A 19,810-nucleotide genomic window follows, 5' to 3' on the forward strand; every position below is an offset into this window, starting at 1 on the left:
TATTATTCTCTTCCGAGTAGAAAACTAATCGCCAAAATTACCAGCACAATCGCGGTAATTGCGACATACAGATAATCCTTTTCCTTCAAAAAGGTGAACAGTGATACGACGACCCGCAGTACGGGGGTTAAAATCAGGCAGAGCAGTCCGAACATGATGATTGCAAATGGCTTGAGGGCCGCTAGTCCGCTGAAAATCGCGCGGATGGTGGTTGGATAGGTGTCGCCGGGATAGCCGCTATCACCAGTAAAGATAAACAGGGCCAGTCCGATGATAATGATGGCCGCGCTTAAGATGACGCCAATGCGGAGCAGGCCGCCAACGACCGCCTCGACTTTGTACATTTCTTCTTCTTTGGTATCGTGTTTTTCTGCCATCCTATATCCACCCCAATCCTTGTAGAATCATTTGCAGGGCGACATAGATGAGTACGGGGATGAAAATCAGCCGGATGATTCTGCTTTTGAGTCGCTGCATGATTCTGGTTCCAAGTGTGGCACCGATTAGAACGCCAATTGCGACGGGTGCTGCGATCGTTGGCTGAATGTCGCCTTTGAAAAGATAGACCGTTGCGCTGGCTGCTGCCGTGACGCCCATCATGAGATTGCTGGTTGCACTGGAAACTTTTAGCGGCATTTTCATGAATACGTCGAGTGCCATCACTTTGAAGGCGCCGCTGCCAATGCCGAGTAGACCGCTTGCCACGCCGGCGCCGTACATCACGCCAAAGCCTGCTGGGACATTGGCCACTTTGTAGTCAACCTCTTTACGAAGCGCCTTGTCATAATAGTGATCGTGGAGGTTCAGTTTTGTGGCGATCGGGTCAGGTTTAACATTAGTCGGGATTTCTGTACCGGCTTTTTTGATCATATTGAAAGCAGAATATAAAAGCAGTAAACCGAAAATCATATAAAGGGCCGTTTCAGAAAGCAGACCGCCGATAAATGCCCCTGTAACAGCTCCGATCGTTGTGGCAATTTCTAAAAACATGCCGACACGCAAATTGGTAATGCGGTCCTTGATATAAGCAATCGCTGAACCGCTACTGGTTGCAATGACCGAAATGATACTGGCGCCAATCGCATACTGGATTGGAATATCGAACAGCAGGGTCAGTGCTGGCGTGACGATAATACCGCCACCAAGTCCAAGCATTGAGCCGATGATTCCCGCTGCAACAGCGATCAGTAAAATTTCGATCGTTTGTGAAATATCCATTTTCTCACATCCTCAAAATCTCTCATTTCCTATCATACGACAAACAAATTAAAAATGCGAGATTCTCATGAAAAAATTGCCGGGGCGTGTCAAAATAATGAAAGTAGGCTACAATAAGAGGAGGAAGGGGATGGAGAGATGAAACGGTTCACGATTTGGCACACGAATGATGTGCACAGTCATTTGGAACATTGGCCGCGTATTTTTTCCTTTTTGCGTAAAAAGAGAATCGAAGCGGAAGAAAATGCCCTCTTTTTTGATATTGGTGACTATCTGGATCGTGTGCATCCGCTGACAGAAGGGACAAATGGTCTGGCGAATGTCGACCTGCTGAACCAATTGCCGTTTGATGCGGTCACGATCGGGAACAACGAAGGGACGACACTTGCGCACGACAAATTGGCCCGCCTTTATGAGCATGCGGCTTTTCCGGTTGTTTGCTGCAATGTGTATGCCGATCAGGCACGAACGAAGCATCCAGATTGGGCGCTCCCAGTTGTTTATTTTGAAAAATCCGGCTTGAAAATAGCTGTTATCGGGGCCACTGCGCCGTTTAGTGAATATTATGAGGCGCTGGGATGGGGCATTGAAGAGCCACTTTCGGCCATCAAACGGGAAGTAGCGGCTCTTCCAGATGATCTTTCGGCCGTCGTGCTGCTTTCCCATCTGGGACTGCCAACAGACGAGCGGATCGCAGCTGAAATCCCGCAAATCGACGTGATCCTAGGCGGTCATACGCACCACCTTTTGGAAGACGGCAAACGGGTCAACAAGACGCTGCTTGCGGCATGTGGCAGATGGGGCGAGTATGTCGGCAAGGTCGAGCTGACTTTTTCGGACGATGGCCAGCTTGAAACCAGTCAGGCGACGACTTTCCCCACAGAAAGCTTACCGGCACCCGCGGATGAGCAGGCACAGATCGATGCTTTCTTTGAAAAAGGAAAGGAGGCCTTGGCGGAAAAAGTCGTTGCACTTCCAGCGAAATTGTCGCATAATTGGTTTGGCGACTCACAAATTGCCGACCTATTTTATGAAGCGGCTTGTGAGTGGACACATGCAGACGGTTTTCTAACGAATGCCGGGATCTACATGACGGATTTAGGGCCGGGCAATGTGACGGCTTTTGATATTCATCAACTGTTGCCGCATCCACTCAATCTGATCGTACTTTCGATGTCAGGGCGGGAACTTGGCATCCTGATTGAGGAGATCGACCGTAAAAAGGTCGAACTGCAAGACATTCCACTGCGGGGCTTTGGGTTTCGCGGCGAGTATTTTGGCGCCATTCTACTTAAACGAGGAAGCTATGATCGTGAAAAAGAAGTGGCTCTTTGGGATAATATGCCGATTGACTTGCGGCGGACTTACCGGATCGCGACACATGATACCTTTGTGTTTGCGCCGTTTTTCCCAATTATCAAGCAAGTGAAGCAAAAGGATGTCTACACACCGGAATTACTCCGTGATATATTGACTTGGAAATTGAAGAAACGTTATCAGAGTGAGGAGGAGAACGCATGATTACAATCGGAGGCCATGAATATGAGCTTGTCGAGAACTATCGGGATTGTTATGATGAAGAAAAATTAAATGAGCGCTACAGTGATATTTTGGGGCGCTATGATTATATTGTCGGCGACTGGGGTTATGATCAGCTCCGGCTCAAAGGATTTTTTGAGGACAACAGCCGCAAAGCCAGCTACGATAATAAAATCAGTACCATGCGCGAATATTTGTATGAATACTGCAATTTTGGTTGCGCCTATTTTGTACTGAAAAAAGTGAAGAAAAGCAAGGAGCAGAAGAAATCGTGAAAGACTACCAAGCCTATCTGATCGACCTTGACGGCACCATGTATCGCGGAAATGCGGTCATCCCGGAAGCGATCAGTTTCATCCACCGTTTAAATGAAAAAAAGATTCCCTATTTATTTGTGACCAATAATTCGACGACGACACCGGAAAAAGTAGCGGCGAAACTTGTCGGAATGGGCATTGAGACAACCGCCGACCGCGTGTTTACTTCTTCGCAGGCGACGGCTCTTTACATGCTGTCCAAAAGTGCCGAACGCAGTGTCTACGCCATCGGAGAAGCAGGCCTGATCGAGGCGCTGGACGAAAGCGGCTTCCATCGGCAGACGGAAAATCCAGCGTTTGTGGTTGTAGGACTCGACCGGGAGCTGACGTATGAGAAGCTGGCTGTGGCGAGTCTGGCGATCCGTTCGGGCGCAACGTTTATTTCGACAAATGCCGATGCGGCGATTCCGACCGAAGCAGGTCTCTTGCCTGGCAACGGCTCACTTACGGCTCTTCTGGCTGTGGCGACGGAGACAGAACCCACTTTCATTGGAAAGCCGGAAGCGATTATTATGGAACAAGCGATTGCCAAACTGGGTGCTCGAAAAGAGGCTGTCATCATGGTGGGCGATAATTATGAAACCGACATCTTGGCAGGCATCAATTTTGGCATTGATACGGTAATCGTGCACACAGGTTTTACTTCCAAAGAAGCGCTTCAAACGAAAAAAATACAGCCCACTCATTCGATCAATACGCTGGATGATTGGCTGATTTGATGTGCGGGGACGCCTCCTCGTACATTTTTTTACGTGAAAAAGGGTATATGGAGCTTATAGGAGGAACAGATTATGGCCGTTTTTAATGATTTCTTTGTCATTTTTTTGATTGTTGCCACCGCATTTTTTGTGGCATCTGAATTTGCCATTGTGGCGATTCGCAAACCGACTGTCGCAAGTCTAGTTGCAAGCGGGAAGAAGCGCGCCAAGTATGTGGCCCAGGTAACGGCGAACATGAATGATTATCTGGCAGCTTGTCAACTTGGCAATACACTGGCGGCACTGGCAATGGGGTGGGTCGGCGAAGAGACAATGCGCGGCTGGCTGGAGCCGTTGTTTACGATTTTACCGCTTCCGGCTGCTGTGGAAGGCCCCATCTCGATTTTCGTTTCATTTATTTTGATTACCTTTTTGAATGTTGTGCTGGGCGAACTGGCACCTAAGACACTCACGATCCAAAGCACGGAAAAAGTGGCGCTGTTTGTGGCACAACCGCTTGTCTATTGGTATCGGGTGACTTTTCCGCTCAATTGGCTGCTCAATCATTCCGCCAATCTGATCACACGACTGTTCGGCGTGAAAAATGGGCAAGATCCCGATCAAATGACCCCGACTGAGCTCAAGATTATTTTTGAGGACAGCTACCGGCAGGGGCTACTCAACCCGCAGGAATTCCGCTATATGAGCAATATTTTCAAGCTCGACGATGTGCCGGCTCAGGAAGTGATGATTCCGCGCACGCAGATGATTGCGATCGACCAGACGGCAACCGTTCAGGAACTGCTTCAGCTGACATCACGGCATACCTATCATATTTTTCCCGTGACAGAAAATGAAGATAAGGATCAGATCATCGGTGTTTTACAGGTCAGCAAGGTGATGGCTGGATTGGGGGAAAATCCGGAAATCCTTCACCATTCGATTAAAAAATTCATGACACCGGTTTTGGAAGTTTTTGAGGGGATGGTTTTGCAGGAATTACTGGTGAAAATGCAGCAGGAAGGGGAGTCATTTGTTGTACTGACGGACGAGTATGGCGGGACTTCGGGTATTGTGACTCTAGAGGATATTATGGAAGTGATTGTAGGCGACATGGAAGAAGCCAGTCAGCCGCGTGGCATCCGCAAAGTAGCCAAGGATCACTATATGATGGCCGGAAGTGAGCCGCTCGTAAGTGTAGAAGAAGTTCTCGGCATTGAGCTGGAAAGCCCGGATGTTCATACCCTATCAGGCTATCTGCTTCTGCAAAAATTCGATCTGGATACAGGCTTTGTCTTGAAAGAAGGAGGATACCGCTTCATCGTGCGTTCCATGAATAAAAATTCAATACGACAAGTTGAAGTCCGAAAAATAAACAAACAGTCTAAAGCCTAGCAAGCCTATAAATAAGTCATTTTAAATAAAACGACAAATTTGAAAAGAGCTCGAAATAAAAATAGAAAGAGAAGCTAAACCCAAGTAAAAGTCATTTTGAAAAGTGGCTTTAAAACTTGAGTTTAGCTTCTTTTGCGTTTCCATTCATCATGTTGAAACCTCCCGATGTTATAATTCTAATGATTTCGTACTAAAAGTTCATAAATCCTTCTTATTATTTGAGAAGATTACTCCTATCTCAACATTTATCAATGTATATAATGGCGTATTATAGACAAGTGTGTGATTAACAGATAAGAGACGGAGGAGATTAAGAGTGGGGCAACTAAAAAAAATAGTCACTTCTATGATTGTTATCTTACTGGCATTTGCTTGTTTGCAACCAATCCTAGCTGAGACGACTTCATCAGTTGAGCTGGAAGTGGATGCAACAGCGCCGGTTTCAAAAGAGAAGACCTTTTCATTAAAGGTGACAACACATCATTCAACTGGTTCTGTAGAAATGGATTTTCCCGAACAAATCAGCTTTATAGGTGTGGATGATGAGCATGCAGTTGTAACAGAGGATGGACAGCATGTATCTGTTACCTGGCCAAATGATTCATCTGAAACGAAACAAATTGTGTTACAGCTACAAGCAAAAGAAGCAGGGGACTTTTCTGTTTCAGCCTATACAACTGATGCACAGGCGCAAGCAGACATTCACGTGGCTGAAACACAGGGGGACTCCGTGGAGAATGCTGATCCATTAACTGATGGGGAGAACACGGAGCAAGCTGGAACGGCGAATGATGAAATTCAAAAAGATGAAGAAGTGCAAGAAAATGATGCAGTCCAAAACAGTGATGACCAATCAGTGAACAATGTGAAAACGGAAGGCTGGACAGAGCAGACGACTTTTGGGTACAGCTCGATTCCTTTAAACGACTCGACCAGTTTGCGTTTTCAGTTCGGTGGAAGTGAGCTGATGGGGGAAAATGTGTCAAAATCGACGACAAACGATATGTTAGCGGTGAACTATATACCGAATGTTTATTTTATTGACAATGGGAAGGAGATAAATTCCCTATATGAGATGAGTGGTGAACTACTCTCAAGTCGAATTGCTTTCTCAAATGGAAAGAATGATTCACATGAATTGTTCAGTTTAGCTTTAAGAGCTAAGAATCCTCACTATTATACAAAAGAACAAGCAAATGGAATCCAAGCAGAAAAATTAACAGTGGATATCACACTTTATCAACATAGTGCTACATTTTCGATGGAAATGTATGGACGTTCAGATGGCACAGTTTTAGTGACGGAATCCTTAACGAATAATGATACTTCTGCAATAGCAGATTTTTCAATGCTGAATATTGATGATACAAAACTGAATGGTGATGATGATGTTACCATTCATTATATGGGGGACGATCAAGGCCTATATATTGAAAGTGGAAAATATCGCTTGAATTATTATTTTAATCAGCAGTATTGCTTTCCCAATTGGGTAGGAAGCAACTTTGATATGTATTCTTCCAACCCTTTTGAAAAAGCTTTCCCAGCCGGCAATCACTATGACGAACCTGGTCAAGAAATCAATCATGGTGAAGCAGGTGCAAACGCCTTTACTGCCAGTGATTCGGCGATCTATTTCAAGTCTCAGCCGCAGACACTTAATCCGGGTGAAACGATGACTTATGATTATGTGGTCAGTATTGAAGATAACTTTGTGCCTAAGGTCTCGCTCGATCAGAATACAGGCGAGACGATTCCGTATTATGGAGATGATTTTAAAATCAGTGGTACATGGAGAGATACGGATAGTTCAACAATGGATCTTTATTATAAAGTAGATGGTGGAACGCCCGTATTATTTTCAAATGATGCGCCAAAAAATACAACAGAAACCGCCTTTACCTATGAAATCCCTAGCTCGCAAATCATCTCAGGAGAGCCGGAAATCGGAAAGGAGCACACCATTGAAGTCTACGCGATTGATCCTGATGGAAACCAGTCCAACCTGGCAACAGCAGTGCTGAAGGAAGCAAATTCCACAGTAAAAGCACGTTATGTAGACATAGATGGAAAAGAACTACATGAATCCGTTGTTTATAATGGCAAACCTGGAGAGGCTTATCAAACAGAGCAGTTGGCGATTGATGGCTATACATTCAACCATGTGGAAGGGAATACGAAGGGTAACTTTACAGAAGCGCCTATAACTGTCACCTATGTATATAGGGAGAACCCGTATATTGCCAGCCTAACTGCAACGAAAACGGATGGGACAACAGCTGTCACCGTACAGCCAGGTGAAACGATCCATTATCAATTAACACTCACGCCACCATTTAGCCAAGAAAATAGTAACTATTATCAGACAGCGACCTTTTCATTCAATGAAATAGATCAGCACCTTACAAACATTACGAACATTCAATTCACAGATAGCACGGGTCAAACGATAGGAACTGGTCAGTTTGACAGCCAGCAGGCAAAAATCCAGGCGACTCTAACGAACCAAAATGTACCGCGCAATCAAGCATTAAAAGTATCTTTTGATGCAACTGTCGATCCTAATACAGCATCGGGTACTACAATCACTGAAAAAGCTGCAGTTTCAGGAGCGCTAACGGATCAAACGAGCTTTCAGGTGGATTCTAATGAGATTACAGTCACTGTGAACGAAGGCAGTCTGGCATTTGTTTCAGCGCCCGATGAAATCAGTTTTGGTGCTGACACTGGAGAACCAATTCCGAATAAAAATGAAAGCTATTTTGGCCATCTTAGTGATGGGGCGTTGATCGTTCAAGATCAGCGTTCAGCGGGACATAATTGGTCACTGACCGTTCGACTGGAAGAGCCGCTAACGGGAATTGACCGACACGATCAGCTGAATGATTGTCTGTTCTATTATCACGATGGGGCAAAATATATGCTTTCCACGACTACGGCTGCTCCAGTTATGACGGGTTCATCTGCCACACATCAGCCGATCAACATTTCGGACAAGTGGGACGAGAAACAAGAAGGATTGGAATTAGAAATAGCGAGTGAACAGCCCTATTCAGAAACTTATAATGGCACGCTCAGTTGGGCATTGCAAGACGCTCCTTAATGACATGTAAAAAACCTTTCAAGCTTTTGAGGATCATTCTAACACCGCACACTTTAAGGTAGAATGGTCCTTGTCGCTTGGAAGGTTTTTTAAAACGGATTTTCTTCAATAAATTGGTAGATTTTCTCCAAAAGATCAGCGGCAGTCTCCGCACGAATGACCTCCCCGTCCACAAGCGCAAACAGGCTCGTGGCACAAAGATCGCAATAAGTCAGACAGTCGTATTCAATGACATCGATGCCGGGATCCTTATCAAGCGCCTCGTAAACCTCCTGGGCCCCGCTCGCTAAATTGTTCACACAAAATTCCACAATTGGATTCATAACAAAAGCCTCCTCTATGCTTGGAAGCCGCATACTTCACATGGTTGCTGTATAGCCGCGACTTGTCATCACCTGATAAATGTCCTTCAGACGCGGACTACCTTCCGCTATGATATCGCCATCTACAACAATCACTGGATACATATAGTCTTCCTCAATAATTTTTTCAGCCATTGCTTTTTCTTCTGCTGATAACTGTTCCCGGGCGAAAATATCGACATATTCAACAATAAATGGCTGACCGCCAAATTTTCTTCCAATCGCAGCTCGCAGCCATTCCTCCGTTTCCTTGGAGGACGGGGCGCCTACACAACTTGCACAAATCACCGAAGAACCATAGACATACAGCTTTGCTTCTTTTAACATGCCTCTCACCTCACCGTTATTGTACATAAATCTTTCAGTAAAAGCGATCAAATGGTTTGTGTAAACAGGCGCATATTTTGAAGTGCGAATTATCAATAAAATCCGATAATTGATTGACAAGCACTATCCGGTATATTATAATGAAAAACAACTTTACACGCTTTATCTATTTGAAGCGTTAAAGCTGGCCAATGTGTTGGTCACAGTAACACTCCCTTTTTTGGCTGGGCATCCAGTCAACTTTGATCGCGGATTTATCTCTCGCGGTCGGCACGTTCCTTTCTGAGCCTTAGGAACGTGCCTTTTTCATGCAGGCAACAGGCTTCCTATTTTAGCGTAACCTGTTATAATAGAAGATATTAATGATAAAAGGAGTTCGGTAGCGCATGGGAAATATTAGTTACCAAGAAGTCGAAGCGGCTCTAAAAAAATTTCGCCCGTTTTTACTGCGTGATGGCGGCGACTATGAACTAATCGATGTCAGTTCGGACGGGATTGTCAAAATTCGCCTGCTCGGTGCTTGTGAAACTTGTCCGAGCTCTGATTTAACGCTTAAAATGGGGATTGAATTGACACTAGCCGAAAAAATCCCTGGCTTTAAAGAAGTTGTTCAAGTGTATTAAAAGGATAGAAGCGTGACATAATGTCGCGCTTTTTTTAAAATAAGGAGCGTGTAAGCATGGTAGAAAAACAAAGTAAATTAGAAGAAAAAGCCCGGAGCTGGATGATTGAACGCGGTGTAACCATAGACGACATTGCCGATTTGGTGCTCTTTTTGCAGAAAAAATATCATCCAACCTTGGATATTGCAATTTGTCGAGACAATGTGGACCACGTCTTGCGGAAACGTGAAGTGCAAAACGCAATTCTAACGGGCATTCAGCTGGATGTTATGGCGGAACAGGGTGAGCTCGTGCAACCACTGCAAAATATTATTTTCGAGGACGAGGGGCTGTATGGGGTTGATGAGATCCTAGCGCTGTCCATTGTCAATGTATACGGCTCGATCGGCTTTACTAACTATGGCTATATTGACAAGGTGAAGCCTGGTATTTTGGCCAAGTTGAATGAACATGACGGCAAGAATGTCCATACTTTTCTAGATGACATTGTGGGCGCAATTGCCGCAGCTGCCGCCAGCCGATTAGCGCACAGCTATCATGAGGATATCGTGCAGTAGAGGAACAATCGCTCTTTTTTGTGTGAATAGGTTTATACTTTGTGAAGAAATGGTATAAAAAAGTATGAAACAAATTTCACAGAGAGGGGTTTTACAAGATGGTCAAAAGATATGGACATATTCTTATTGCGATGGATGGCTCAGAGGAAGCGGAAAAAGCGTTTGAGCGGGGAATAGAGTTGGCACTTGAGATGGGAGCCGAGGTGGCGCTGGCTACAGTCATTGACACGCGTTCTTTCCCGACAATTTCACCAGATGGTGGTGCTTTTGAATATCAACTTTCAGCTGAAGCAGAGCAGAGTGTGAAAAACCATGTCGAGCTGGCGAAGGAAAAAGGCGTGGAATCAGTAGGCAGTTTTGTTGAAAAAGGAAATCCTAAAAAGCTATTGGCGGAAGAAATACCTACTGTCTATGGGGCAGATCTGATTGTTTGTGGAGCAACAGGGCTTAACCGGATTGAGAAAGTTTTATTAGGCAGTATTTCTTCCTATGTGGTACAGCATGCGGTTTGTGATGTACTTGTTGCAAGGTGATAAAATAAAAAAGAAGCTTCATCTGTATTTTTCATTGACAGACGAAGCTTCTTTTTTATGGGGGATGAATCAAGGCGCATCTACAATCGACCAGTTAAAGTGGGTTTAGTAGGTATTGGCCTTGACTGCATTTGTATGGTATTGAAGCAGCGGACCTTCATTTTTACCAAATGAAAGGGTGATGGTTTCTTTGTCACCGCTAGTTGTCGAAGCCAGTTTCCCAACTTCCATCGAGCTGCCAGGAATTAGCAATGTTTCGGTTCCATCCGCTGATTTCCAGATAATCGCGCCATCGAGTTTGTCCCCAGGGTGTTAAATACAGTGTATTTTGTTATAAAGTAAATAATCATAATTAATGATGTGGAAACATAGCAATTATTAACGAAGATAAATGCGCATAAAAAAGCTAGGAAAAGCAAGTGCCGAGTGGCTTTCTTCCTTGTTCTCCTAGCTTTTTATTAGTTTAAGAAATGTTGAATGGATTGATCACCAGTGGCGAGTTCATAAATTTTTTTATAGCTTCCTTTGAAAGGTAAAACTGCAGTGGCGAATGCAGCAACATCGGCGCGAGGGATTGTTGTGTGACCGCTTGCCTCAGGGGAGCTGATTTTTCCGACTTCCGGCTCGTCTGTCAGCGTGACTGGGCGGATGATGGTATAGTCTAGGCCACTTTCAATCAGGGCTTTGTCTGCGTTTCCTTTGGCAGTCAGGTAATGTGCTAAAGAATTCGGGCCTTTATTCGGCTCGCCTGCGTGGATCGAGCTGATCATTACAAAACGTCGAACATTTTTCTCCTTGGCGAATTGAATCGCTTTGATCGCACCTTCTTGATCGACTGTGATCGTTTTATCAGGGCCGGTATGACCACCGGAACCAGCTGTAAAGATGACGGCATCCACTTCATCATAGGCATAACGAAAATCTTTTTCCAAATCGGCAATAACAGGTTTTCCGCCTAACTCTTCAAGTGCTTCGGTCTGATGGACATCACGGATCATCGCTCGGACGAAGTAGCCTTTTTCAAGGGCTAGCTTTTGAACGATTTGCCGTCCAATTTGACCATTCGCACCAATTACTAAGACGTTCATAGTATACCTCCTTGTTTCTTTGGCTAGTGTTCTTTTTCCCGACGGCTTTTTTTTGAAACGTTCAGGCAAAAAGAGAGGTAGAGTGCATGGGCTGAATGCGGGCTTTTGGATCGATATAATTCATGGCATTGTTGACCGCTGTTGGAGCCTCGCCAAAGCCTGTTGCGATCAGTTTAACTTTGCCATCATACGTGCAAATATCACCTGCACTATAAATGCCGGGAATGGAGGACTCCATTTTAGAATTGACAACAATCGAATGGCGTTCAATATCAAGTCCCCAGTCTTTAATGGGACCAATTGAGGAGACGAAGCCATAATTGACAATGAAATCATCTATTTCAAGTGTTTTTGTTTCGTCGCCTTTTACTTCTTGCAATTCGACAGCAGAAATTTGATCAGCTGCACTTTGAATGCCAGTCGGGATGAAGGGTGTCAAAATCTCTACACGAGAATTCTCCAATTTTTCAACACTGTGCTCATGTGCGCGAAAGGCTTTGCGCCGATGGATGATGGAGACGGAAGCCGCGACAGGTTCCAGCATCAGTGCCCAGTCAACAGCAGAATCGCCGCCGCCGCAAACTGCTACATGACGACCTTTAAAGCGGTTCAAATCATTGATAAAATAATGCAGGTTCTTGCTTTCAAATTGTGCAGCTTCTGGTAGCTCAAGGCGCCGCGGTTGGAATGCTCCGTTCCCTGCTGTGATAATGATGGCTTTGCTATAATGAATGTCTTTCGACGTGGTTATTTCAAAGGTACCGTCCGCTTGTTTTTCGACCATTGTGACAGCCTCTTCTAAACAGGTGACAGGTTTAAACGGCTGCATCTGCTCGATCAGACGGTTGACAAGCTCCTGTGCGCGCACGGCCGGAAATCCGGGGATATCATAGATGTATTTTTCAGGATAGAGTGCTGCAAGCTGTCCGCCTAATTGTGGCAAACTTTCGATTATTTTCACGCTTGCACTGCGCATACCGGCATAAAAAGCTGCGAACAAGCCAACAGGACCGCCGCCGATAATTGTTATATCATAAATTTTGGTTTTTTCGTCCAAAACTTTTCCCTCCAATACGTGTTCTATAGCTGATTGCTACAATAAGGTCATTCTATCATAAAAATTTCAAAAAGAATGTTTTGCGGATTGTGGTAATTCAATGGGAAAGCTACCGTTTGTGAACAATCTCAACTCAAAGAAGAGAAGAAGTTACGTTTTAGTTTTCACAAACTCGGGTATTTACTACTAAACTTCATTACATGGTGAAAACGCTAACAACTAGACCGATTCATAGACTTCCAGGAGAAAAGCTGGGTGGATATGCGCAGAGGAGGCTTGCTCGGAAAAATTCATCTATACCATTGAAAACAAATGGAAAAGTCGATCTATCTTGAGCTTGCTTTCTTGAAATGAAGGGATAAAAATACTATTATATAGTGTGTAAGTGGAGAACTTCACTTATTTCGTAGGTTATTAGCGCAATCTACATAGTTGTAATGAAGCAGATTTTATTGCAAGCATGTTTGTGAGAAAAAATATAAAGGGAAAGTAGATGTGATGACAGATGAGTAAACCAAAAGTTGTCATTCTTGGTGCAGGTTACGGTGGTTTAAAAACACTCAAAAAATTACAGCAGGCGAATCTGAATGCAGAATTTGTGCTCGTCAATAAGAATGACTATCACCATGAAACGACTTGGCTGCATGAGGCGGCTGCGGGAACTTTAGAACCGGAAAAACTGATTTATCCGATCTCAAAAGTTGTAAATCCAGCCCAAACGACCTTTATCCAAGATATCGTGGAAAAAATCAATAAGGATGAAAAAACGGTCACACTCGCACAGGAAGGTGAAATTTCCTATGACTATCTGCTGATTGGTCTGGGGTCTGAAGCTGAAACATTTGGGATTCAAGGCTTGAAAGAGTATGCTTTAACCATCACAAGCGTTGAATCTGTGAAAAAAATCCGTGCTCATATCGAAGCACAATTTGCCAAATGGAAAACGGAACAAAAAGACGAACTTTTAACCATCATTGTGGGTGGTGCCGGCTTTACAGGGATTGAATTTCTGGGCGAGCTGACAAACCGCATTCCTGAGCTTGTCAAAACGTATGATGTACCTCGTGAAAAAGTTCGCATCGTTTGCATGGAAGCAGCGCCAAAAGTGTTGCCGCAGTTCGATGCCAAACTGGTCGATTATGGGGTCGGCATTCTTGAAGATCGTGGTGTGGAATTCTATGTCGGCAAACCAGTCAAGGAAGCTACGGCGAATGGTGTCAAATATGCGGAAGGCGAAGAAGTGAAAGAAATCAAAGCGGGAACGATCATCTGGGCAGCGGGAGTTCGCGGCAACAGTGTGATCGAGGCATCTGGCTTTGAAGCAGGTCGCGGCCGCGTGAAAGTCAACAATAATTTGACCGTGCCGGGCAATGAGGAAATTCTGATTGTTGGTGACTGTTCGCTGATTATTAATCCAGCCAATGAACGGCCATATCCGCCAACTGCACAAATCGCAATGCAGCAGGCCGATGTAGCAGCGGTCAACTTGGCGAAACTGATCAAAGGGGAAACCGATCTGGTCGACTTTGTTTATCATGAAAAAGGAACCGTCTGCTCACTTGGCGACAACGATGCGATTGGGGTTGTTTTCGGCAAGAGCTTGAAAGGTTATCCGGCGAGCGTGATGAAAAAAGTCATCGATGACCGGGCGCTTCTGCAAATTGGCGGCCCTGGCGTTATGATGAATAAAGGCAAATTTAAATTTTATAAATAAGCAGTAAGCAGACTTCCGAATGGTCAAGTGGACATTCGGAAGTTTTTTTATGGAAAAAATTAACCTTCTCCTTTAAATTTCTTTAAATTTTCTTGCTGAAAAATTCAAACTATTTTTTCTATAATGGTTCTATCCTAGTAAAAAAGGAAGAGGAGGATTTTGAAATGAAAAAAGTGGCGGTTATTTTTGGTGGTAAATCGACTGAATATGAGGTCTCATTAAAATCAGCACGGGCAGTAATTGATGCACTCGATCATGAAAAATATCAAATTTTGCAAATCTGCATCACGGAAAAAGGCGAGTGGCGGCTACTTTCGGGTGACTATGTGATTGACACAAGTAGTGAGCGCTGGCTTCGGGCGAGCACTCAGATCCAGCCGGTCATCTCGGAAACGAGCAAGGGTTTATATGACCGCGATCAGATGGAATTTCATGTGCCCGATCTAATTTTTCCTGTGATCCATGGGCAGCAGGGCGAGGACGGGATTCTGCAAGGTGTTCTTGAAATGATGGAGATTCCCTATATCGGCTGCGATATTACCAGCTCGGCGATCTGCTTCAATAAAAAACTGACCCATCAGCTGGCGGGCGTGAATGGCGTTCAGGCAACCCCGTCGATCACTTTGACCAAGCCAGAATTTCCAGAAGCATTTATCGATCAAAATGGCTATCCGGTTTTTGTCAAACCTTTACGAGGCGGCTCGTCGATTGGCATTTCAAAGGCGCAGACAAAGGAGGAGCTGATTTCGGCCATTGAAGAGGCGTTTCGCTATGACCGAATCATCACCATTGAAAAAGCGGTCGAAGGGATTGAGGTTGGCTGCGGCATTTTGGAGCAGAATGGCGAGCGGATCATTGGCAGTGTGGACGAAATTGAACTGCAGTCTGGGTTCTTTGACTACCACGAAAAGTATCATCTTGAACAAGCGGAAATTCATCAGCCGGCACGCGTGGCAGATGAGGTGAAAAGACAGGTGGCAGAAATGGCCGAACGACTTTTTGTCGCATTTGGCTGTCAGGATTTGGCACGGATCGACTTTTTCATTGACCGGACTGGGGCGATCTATTTGAATGAAATCAATACCATGCCAGGCTTTACCGGGCAGTCGCGTTTCCCACGCATGTTTGCTGAGCTGGGGATTGATTATGCGGCATTGATCGAGATTCTACTGCAAAATCACCTGAGGAGTGAGGAATGATGAAGGATTATCTGGTGCTTGTTAATGCTGAATCACCGCTACCATCAAACTACAGCCCGGAACCGCTCAAACTGGTGGATGCCTGGCAGGGAATTTTTCTGGAAAAACAGACGGCCGAAGCGCTCAGTGCTCTTTTGGCAAAAGTTGACCCGGACCACCTCATCCAAATTACGAGTGGCTTTCGGTCAATTCGTGAGCAAGTGGAGCTCTACCAAACGTCAATGGAGGAAAATGGTCTTGCCTATACGAATGCTTATGTGGCAAAGCCTTATTGCAGCGAACATCATACGGGCTTAGCTGTGGACCTTAGCATAAAAAGTGGCGCAGTTGGTGAGATTGCACCGGACTTTCAGGATCATCCAGTCGTCGAAGCGTTTCTAAAGGAAATGGCAAATTTTGGGTTCATCATGCGCTATCTGCCGGACGAAAAGACTGAAATTACGGGAATCTCCCATGAGCCGTGGCATTTCCGGTATGTCGGACTGCCGCACAGCCAGCGGATCACAGAGGGTGGACTCGTGCTGGAAGAATATCTGGAAAAAGCGGTGATCCAATGAGAGCCGCCAAGCAAGAGACCCATTTGGCGATTGATGACTTTCGACTAGTTGCAGCCATCATGGTGATCGCCATTCATACATATCCATTTGCTTCTTTTTGGCAAACTGGCGACGATTTGATCACACTGACGCTATTTCGTGTGGCGGTACCGTTCTTCTTTATGGTATCCGGTTATTATCTGCTCGGCCCCTATGCAAAGGCGCGAACCTATTTGAATGAGCGACATTTGAAAGCTAAAACGCGGCAAATGCTCGTGCTGTATGGGCTGGTGACGCTGCTCTATCTGCCGCTTTCTGTCATGAATGGCAATTTGTCGCCAAGCATGTCCTTGTCTGCCTTTTTGCAGGGCGCATTCTTAAACGGCTTTTTCTATCATCTCTGGTATTTTCCTTCGTGGATTTTGGGTCTTTGGATCAGTAAGAAAATGCTCGACTGGTGGGGGCTGAAGCGAGCGCTGATTGCTTCTGGCAGTTTATATGTGGCAGGAACGCTGATCGAAACGTACAACGGGATTTTGCACCAGATTCCAGTGCTTGGCGGAGTGGCTGATTTTATTTTGACAATTTTTGGGACTACACGTGACGGATTATTTTTAGCGCCATTATTCTTTTTATTAGGTGTGGTCTTTTACAGAAAGGCTCGGCTCGGTTTTGCCAAATATCTATGGCTGTTTGTCCCGCTTCTTCTGGCGGAGGGCTGGCTGGTGCATGCGTTCCAGTTTGCGAAACATGACGCGATGTACCTGATGCTACCGTTTGTAATGCTTGGCCTTTACGAATGGCTGCTGAGTCTTCGCGGACGCTATTTGAAAAATGTTCGCCCGTTGTCGCTCTACATGTACGTGATTCATCCTTGGTGGATCTATCTGTGCTATCTGGCAACGAAAATGGCGGGTACACAGCTGAATTCTATGGTTCAATTTGTGCTGATCGTCGTCTTGAGTTTCCTAAGTGCAGAGATTTATGTCAACTGGAAAAAGCCGAAGCTGAAAAAACGGCGGCGACGGGGCAATGGGAGACGCGCTGAAAAGGTTCTTCATTTGGACAATCTGACGGATAATCTCAGGCAGATTCAAGGACTTGCGCCACATTCGGAAGTTCTGGCCATTGTGAAGGCAAATGCGTATGGTCATGGCGACGTTGCCATCTCTCGACATTTGTTGGCACAAGGCGTGCGGTATTTTGCAGTGGCCACTTTGCAGGAAGCGATCGATTTGAGGAAGGCGGGCATTGGCGGGGAGATTTTGATTCTCGGCTATACGCCACCAAGTGAAGCCACTACGGTTCGTTACTATGACTGCATTCAAGCTGTTGTCAGTTACCAGCATGCCACCGAACTGGAAAAAGTTATCAAGGGGCAGCCGCTTCGTGTGCATTTGAAAATTGACACAGGGATGCATCGCCTAGGAATGGCAGCGGAAGAGACGGCTCCAATTGTCAGCTGCTACAAGGCGCCCCATCTGAAAGTGGAAGGAATTTTTTCGCATCTGGGTTCTGCGGACCGGTTGGATGCCCTTTCTGTCCGGCGCACTCGGCAGCAGATCGACCGCTTCGACAAGTTGCTTGCTTTTTTACGCAGGCAGGGAATCAAGCCGGGGCTGACCCATCTGCAAAGTAGTTACGGCGTTTTGAACTATCCGGAACTTCAGTACGACATGGTCAGAATTGGTATTTTTCTGTATGGCAGTCTAAGCGAAGTGGCTCAGCCGGGCAGTCGAACGTTGCCACTGAAACCGGTGCTGGAAATCAAAGCGACCCTAATCGACCAGAAACGCGTAGCAGCTGACGAGTGGATTGGTTACGGTGCCAATTTTCAAACAAAAAAAGCCACGAATATCGGTATTGCATCGATCGGCTATGCAGACGGAATTCCGCGTGAGCTTTCGCAAAAAGGGCTCCAAGTGAAAATTGGTCCTCAAATTTATCCTGTGATCGGCAATATTTGTATGGACATGTTGATCATTGATCTTGGCGACCAGAAAATCGAGCCGCAGCAAACGGTCACCATTCTTTTCGAGCCGGAAAAGACGGCCAGCAAACTGACCACCATCACCAACGAACTTTTCAGCCGAATTGGTCCGCGCGTCGAATTGAAATAAAGTACGAGAAGAGCCCCCTGTCTGATTCGATGGGAGGCCTTTCGTTAGGCACAAATAAAACAACACCCCCGATACCCGAGAGTGTTGCGAAAAGTCAAAGTGCGCCCATCAGATAGGCCATGATGAAACCAATCACGATCCCTGTCACGGCACCAAAGAACACTTCCATGGGTTTATGACCGAGCAGTTCTTTCAAATGTTTCGTTTTTACTTCCGTTTCCGGGTCAGTTAGTCCTTTGGCATGCTCAACGAATTCCTGAAAATCCTGAACGAGCTGATTGAGGACGACTGCATGTTCACCGGCTTGGCGTCTGACACCCGTTGCATCGAACATGACGATAATCCCGAAAACGACACTGATAGCGAAATAAGGAGAGTCCAGCCCATATTGAATGGCAAGGGTCGTCATCAAAGCTGTGACGGCAGCGGAATGGGAACTCGGCATACCGCCTGTTGAAAACATCAATCCTGGTTGAATTTTTCTAGAAACGATCAAATAAATCGGAACTTTGACAACTTGAGCAAAAACGATCGCCGTAATCGCAGCGACTAAGGGCAAATTAGTGAAAATGGACATGTCTATCTCTCCAGTCATTCGTGTTATGTCATTATTTTACCACAAATCAGCGGATACAAACGTTGAAAATATGCTATGATGGAAAGAAAAGGAGGGATCGAAACGTGGGTCTACAAGAAACGATCGGCATTCAAATTATTTCTGTTGAAAAAGGTCGAGCGGTCTGCGAGCTTGAAGTGACAGACAAAGTATTGCAGCCTTTCGGTTACCTGCATGGCGGAATTTCCGTGGCACTGGCTGAACACGCAGCAAGTCTTGGTGCCGCAAAATCGATTGAACCCGACCAAATTGTTTTCGGGCAGGAGATCAATGCGAACCATTTAGCTTCAAAACGTGATGGGAAAATCACGGCTGTGGCGGAGGCAATCCACCTGGGCTCAGCCACACAGGTCTGGAAAATCGACATTCGCGATGAAAATGACCGCCTGATTTGCGTGAGCCGCGCAACCATTGCGGTGCGAAAGAAGCGGAATTAATTAAAAAAAGATGAAACAGATTTGCGCCGCGCCGCAGGTCTGTTTTTTTCTGTCGACCGGAGCTCATGCGAATTTAGCGGGAGGTCGACAGAAGTGCGGGAAGTGTTGTGTGGCAAGGGGAGAACGTGGGGGATAGCTTGGTGGGAATGGGAGGAAGGAGAGATTTTTGAGGAATTTATGATAGGTCGACAGAAACGAGGGTTTGAGGTAAGATGAGAGTAAGCGTTTGGATGAGCGGGTTTAAATACTTATTGTGAAATGTAAATTATTGTTTATACTCTTCGGTTTGGGCAAGGTCTTGAGTTTAAATACTTATTGTGAAATGTAAATTTTCTTGCAACGGCGGCTTAGTGCGCGATTTTGGAACAGGT

21 protein-coding genes are annotated in these 19,810 nt (G+C 45.4%); 13 read left to right on the forward strand and 8 right to left on the reverse strand.

Features of this window, described 5'->3' with window-relative positions:
* Window positions 1-2 precede the first annotated feature (2 nt).
* Together CS921_RS08220 and CS921_RS08225 are read right to left on the reverse strand one after the other, a co-directional pair.
* Window positions 3-377 carry a DUF1634 domain-containing protein gene (locus CS921_RS08220; protein ID WP_099222790.1) on the reverse strand — a complete coding sequence of 125 codons (375 nt, stop codon included), beginning with the start codon at window positions 375-377 and terminating at the stop codon, window positions 3-5.
* 1 nt (window position 378) lies between these two features.
* Window positions 379-1,218 (reverse strand): sulfite exporter TauE/SafE family protein, encoded by an 840-nt coding sequence (locus CS921_RS08225; RefSeq protein ID WP_099222792.1) that lies wholly within the window; start codon window positions 1,216-1,218, stop codon window positions 379-381.
* 138 nt (window positions 1,219-1,356) lie between these two features.
* On the opposite strand from CS921_RS08225, the gene CS921_RS08230 reads away from it, so the two are divergent.
* From CS921_RS08230 to CS921_RS08250, 5 genes are all read left to right on the forward strand, one after another.
* Entirely contained in the window at window positions 1,357-2,739 is a 1,383-nt protein-coding gene (locus tag CS921_RS08230; protein ID WP_099222794.1) for a bifunctional metallophosphatase/5'-nucleotidase, read from the forward strand.
* Window positions 2,736-3,032, forward strand: a complete 297-nt coding sequence (locus CS921_RS08235) for a YutD family protein (protein ID WP_099222795.1) — start codon at window positions 2,736-2,738, stop codon at window positions 3,030-3,032. Before CS921_RS08230 ends, CS921_RS08235 begins: the two co-directional genes overlap by 4 nt.
* Window positions 3,029-3,793 (forward strand): TIGR01457 family HAD-type hydrolase, encoded by a 765-nt coding sequence (locus CS921_RS08240; protein WP_099222797.1) that lies wholly within the window; start codon window positions 3,029-3,031, stop codon window positions 3,791-3,793. The genes CS921_RS08235 and CS921_RS08240 overlap by 4 nt, the downstream gene beginning before the upstream one ends.
* A 72-nt stretch (window positions 3,794-3,865) precedes the next feature.
* A complete protein-coding gene (locus CS921_RS08245) occupies window positions 3,866-5,167 on the forward strand; it encodes a hemolysin family protein (protein WP_099222799.1) in 1,302 nt (433 codons plus the stop codon).
* A gap of 316 nt (window positions 5,168-5,483) precedes the next feature.
* Window positions 5,484-8,270: a MucBP domain-containing protein gene (locus tag CS921_RS08250; protein ID WP_099222801.1), complete on the forward strand. Its 2,787-nt coding sequence runs from the start codon at window positions 5,484-5,486 to the stop codon at window positions 8,268-8,270.
* 89 nt (window positions 8,271-8,359) lie between these two features.
* On the opposite strand, the gene CS921_RS08255 is transcribed toward CS921_RS08250, so the two are convergent.
* Together CS921_RS08255 and CS921_RS08260 are read right to left on the reverse strand one after the other, a co-directional pair.
* Window positions 8,360-8,593 (reverse strand): YuzB family protein, encoded by a 234-nt coding sequence (locus CS921_RS08255; protein ID WP_099222803.1) that lies wholly within the window; start codon window positions 8,591-8,593, stop codon window positions 8,360-8,362.
* A 36-nt stretch (window positions 8,594-8,629) separates the two neighbouring features.
* Window positions 8,630-8,959, reverse strand: coding sequence for a YuzD family protein (locus CS921_RS08260; RefSeq protein WP_099222805.1), 330 nt, complete (start codon window positions 8,957-8,959; stop codon window positions 8,630-8,632).
* A 386-nt stretch (window positions 8,960-9,345) separates the two neighbouring features.
* Here CS921_RS08260 and CS921_RS08265 point away from each other — a divergent pair, with 386 nt between their 5' ends.
* From CS921_RS08265 to CS921_RS08275, 3 genes are all read left to right on the forward strand, one after another.
* On the forward strand, window positions 9,346-9,582 hold the full coding sequence (locus CS921_RS08265; RefSeq protein WP_099222807.1) for a NifU family protein: 237 nt from the start codon (window positions 9,346-9,348) through the stop codon (window positions 9,580-9,582).
* A gap of 56 nt (window positions 9,583-9,638) precedes the next feature.
* Window positions 9,639-10,139 (forward strand): phosphatidylglycerophosphatase A family protein, encoded by a 501-nt coding sequence (locus CS921_RS08270; protein ID WP_099222809.1) that lies wholly within the window; start codon window positions 9,639-9,641, stop codon window positions 10,137-10,139.
* Window positions 10,140-10,237: 98 nt separating this feature from the next.
* A complete protein-coding gene (locus CS921_RS08275) occupies window positions 10,238-10,672 on the forward strand; it encodes a universal stress protein (protein WP_099222811.1) in 435 nt (144 codons plus the stop codon).
* 105 nt (window positions 10,673-10,777) lie between these two features.
* On the opposite strand, the gene CS921_RS15555 is transcribed toward CS921_RS08275, so the two are convergent.
* The 3 genes from CS921_RS15555 to CS921_RS08285 all read right to left on the reverse strand — a co-directional run bounded on the left by CS921_RS15555 (window position 10,778) and on the right by CS921_RS08285 (window position 12,817).
* Window positions 10,778-10,924 (reverse strand): hypothetical protein, encoded by a 147-nt coding sequence (locus CS921_RS15555; RefSeq protein WP_162921722.1) that lies wholly within the window; start codon window positions 10,922-10,924, stop codon window positions 10,778-10,780.
* Window positions 10,925-11,130: 206 nt separating this feature from the next.
* Window positions 11,131-11,760 carry an SDR family oxidoreductase gene (locus tag CS921_RS08280; protein WP_099222813.1) on the reverse strand — a complete coding sequence of 210 codons (630 nt, stop codon included), beginning with the start codon at window positions 11,758-11,760 and terminating at the stop codon, window positions 11,131-11,133.
* Between the two features lie 61 nt (window positions 11,761-11,821).
* On the reverse strand, window positions 11,822-12,817 hold the full coding sequence (locus CS921_RS08285) for an NAD(P)/FAD-dependent oxidoreductase (protein ID WP_099222815.1): 996 nt from the start codon (window positions 12,815-12,817) through the stop codon (window positions 11,822-11,824).
* Window positions 12,818-13,322: 505 nt separating this feature from the next.
* Between CS921_RS08285 and CS921_RS08290 the strand changes: the two genes are divergently transcribed.
* The 4 genes from CS921_RS08290 (at window position 13,323) to alr (ending at window position 18,386) form a co-directional block, all read left to right on the forward strand.
* Entirely contained in the window at window positions 13,323-14,531 is a 1,209-nt protein-coding gene (locus CS921_RS08290; protein ID WP_099222816.1) for an NAD(P)/FAD-dependent oxidoreductase, read from the forward strand.
* Between the two features lie 164 nt (window positions 14,532-14,695).
* A complete protein-coding gene (locus CS921_RS08295) occupies window positions 14,696-15,730 on the forward strand; it encodes a D-alanine--D-alanine ligase family protein (RefSeq protein WP_099222818.1) in 1,035 nt (344 codons plus the stop codon).
* Window positions 15,730-16,287 (forward strand): D-alanyl-D-alanine carboxypeptidase family protein, encoded by a 558-nt coding sequence (locus CS921_RS08300; RefSeq protein ID WP_162921723.1) that lies wholly within the window; start codon window positions 15,730-15,732, stop codon window positions 16,285-16,287. The genes CS921_RS08295 and CS921_RS08300 overlap by 1 nt, the downstream gene beginning before the upstream one ends.
* Entirely contained in the window at window positions 16,284-18,386 is a 2,103-nt protein-coding gene (gene alr, locus CS921_RS08305) for an alanine racemase (protein WP_099222820.1), read from the forward strand. Before CS921_RS08300 ends, alr begins: the two co-directional genes overlap by 4 nt.
* Before the next feature lie 94 nt (window positions 18,387-18,480).
* On the opposite strand, the gene CS921_RS08310 is transcribed toward alr, so the two are convergent.
* Window positions 18,481-18,963, reverse strand: a complete 483-nt coding sequence (locus CS921_RS08310; protein WP_099222822.1) for a divergent PAP2 family protein — start codon at window positions 18,961-18,963, stop codon at window positions 18,481-18,483.
* A gap of 104 nt (window positions 18,964-19,067) precedes the next feature.
* On the opposite strand from CS921_RS08310, the gene menI reads away from it, so the two are divergent.
* A complete protein-coding gene (menI, locus tag CS921_RS08315; protein WP_099222823.1) occupies window positions 19,068-19,439 on the forward strand; it encodes a 1,4-dihydroxy-2-naphthoyl-CoA hydrolase MenI in 372 nt (123 codons plus the stop codon).
* Window positions 19,440-19,810 lie beyond the last annotated feature (371 nt).

This window comes from Listeria costaricensis, assembly GCF_900183385.1.
Taxonomy (GTDB): domain Bacteria; phylum Bacillota; class Bacilli; order Lactobacillales; family Listeriaceae; genus Listeria; species Listeria costaricensis.

What these genes read in the sequence shown, in the direction of transcription:
- CS921_RS08310 (WP_099222822.1), bottom strand. Translation starts at nt 18,963, where the DNA reads ATGTCCATTTTCACTAATTTGCCCTTAGTCGCTGCGATTACGGCGATC.
- CS921_RS08280 (WP_099222813.1), bottom strand. Translation starts at nt 11,760, where the DNA reads ATGAACGTCTTAGTAATTGGTGCGAATGGTCAAATTGGACGGCAAATC.
- CS921_RS08230 (WP_099222794.1), top strand. Translation starts at nt 1,357, where the DNA reads ATGAAACGGTTCACGATTTGGCACACGAATGATGTGCACAGTCATTTG.
- CS921_RS08295 (WP_099222818.1), top strand. Translation starts at nt 14,696, where the DNA reads ATGAAAAAAGTGGCGGTTATTTTTGGTGGTAAATCGACTGAATATGAG.
- CS921_RS08235 (WP_099222795.1), top strand. Translation starts at nt 2,736, where the DNA reads ATGATTACAATCGGAGGCCATGAATATGAGCTTGTCGAGAACTATCGG.
- CS921_RS08265 (WP_099222807.1), top strand. Translation starts at nt 9,346, where the DNA reads ATGGGAAATATTAGTTACCAAGAAGTCGAAGCGGCTCTAAAAAAATTT.
- CS921_RS08300 (WP_162921723.1), top strand. Translation starts at nt 15,730, where the DNA reads ATGAAGGATTATCTGGTGCTTGTTAATGCTGAATCACCGCTACCATCA.
- CS921_RS08225 (WP_099222792.1), bottom strand. Translation starts at nt 1,218, where the DNA reads ATGGATATTTCACAAACGATCGAAATTTTACTGATCGCTGTTGCAGCG.
- CS921_RS08260 (WP_099222805.1), bottom strand. Translation starts at nt 8,959, where the DNA reads ATGTTAAAAGAAGCAAAGCTGTATGTCTATGGTTCTTCGGTGATTTGT.
- CS921_RS08290 (WP_099222816.1), top strand. Translation starts at nt 13,323, where the DNA reads ATGAGTAAACCAAAAGTTGTCATTCTTGGTGCAGGTTACGGTGGTTTA.
- alr (WP_099222820.1), top strand. Translation starts at nt 16,284, where the DNA reads ATGAGAGCCGCCAAGCAAGAGACCCATTTGGCGATTGATGACTTTCGA.
- CS921_RS08245 (WP_099222799.1), top strand. Translation starts at nt 3,866, where the DNA reads ATGGCCGTTTTTAATGATTTCTTTGTCATTTTTTTGATTGTTGCCACC.
- CS921_RS08270 (WP_099222809.1), top strand. Translation starts at nt 9,639, where the DNA reads ATGGTAGAAAAACAAAGTAAATTAGAAGAAAAAGCCCGGAGCTGGATG.
- CS921_RS08220 (WP_099222790.1), bottom strand. Translation starts at nt 377, where the DNA reads ATGGCAGAAAAACACGATACCAAAGAAGAAGAAATGTACAAAGTCGAG.
- CS921_RS08255 (WP_099222803.1), bottom strand. Translation starts at nt 8,593, where the DNA reads ATGAATCCAATTGTGGAATTTTGTGTGAACAATTTAGCGAGCGGGGCC.
- CS921_RS08275 (WP_099222811.1), top strand. Translation starts at nt 10,238, where the DNA reads ATGGTCAAAAGATATGGACATATTCTTATTGCGATGGATGGCTCAGAG.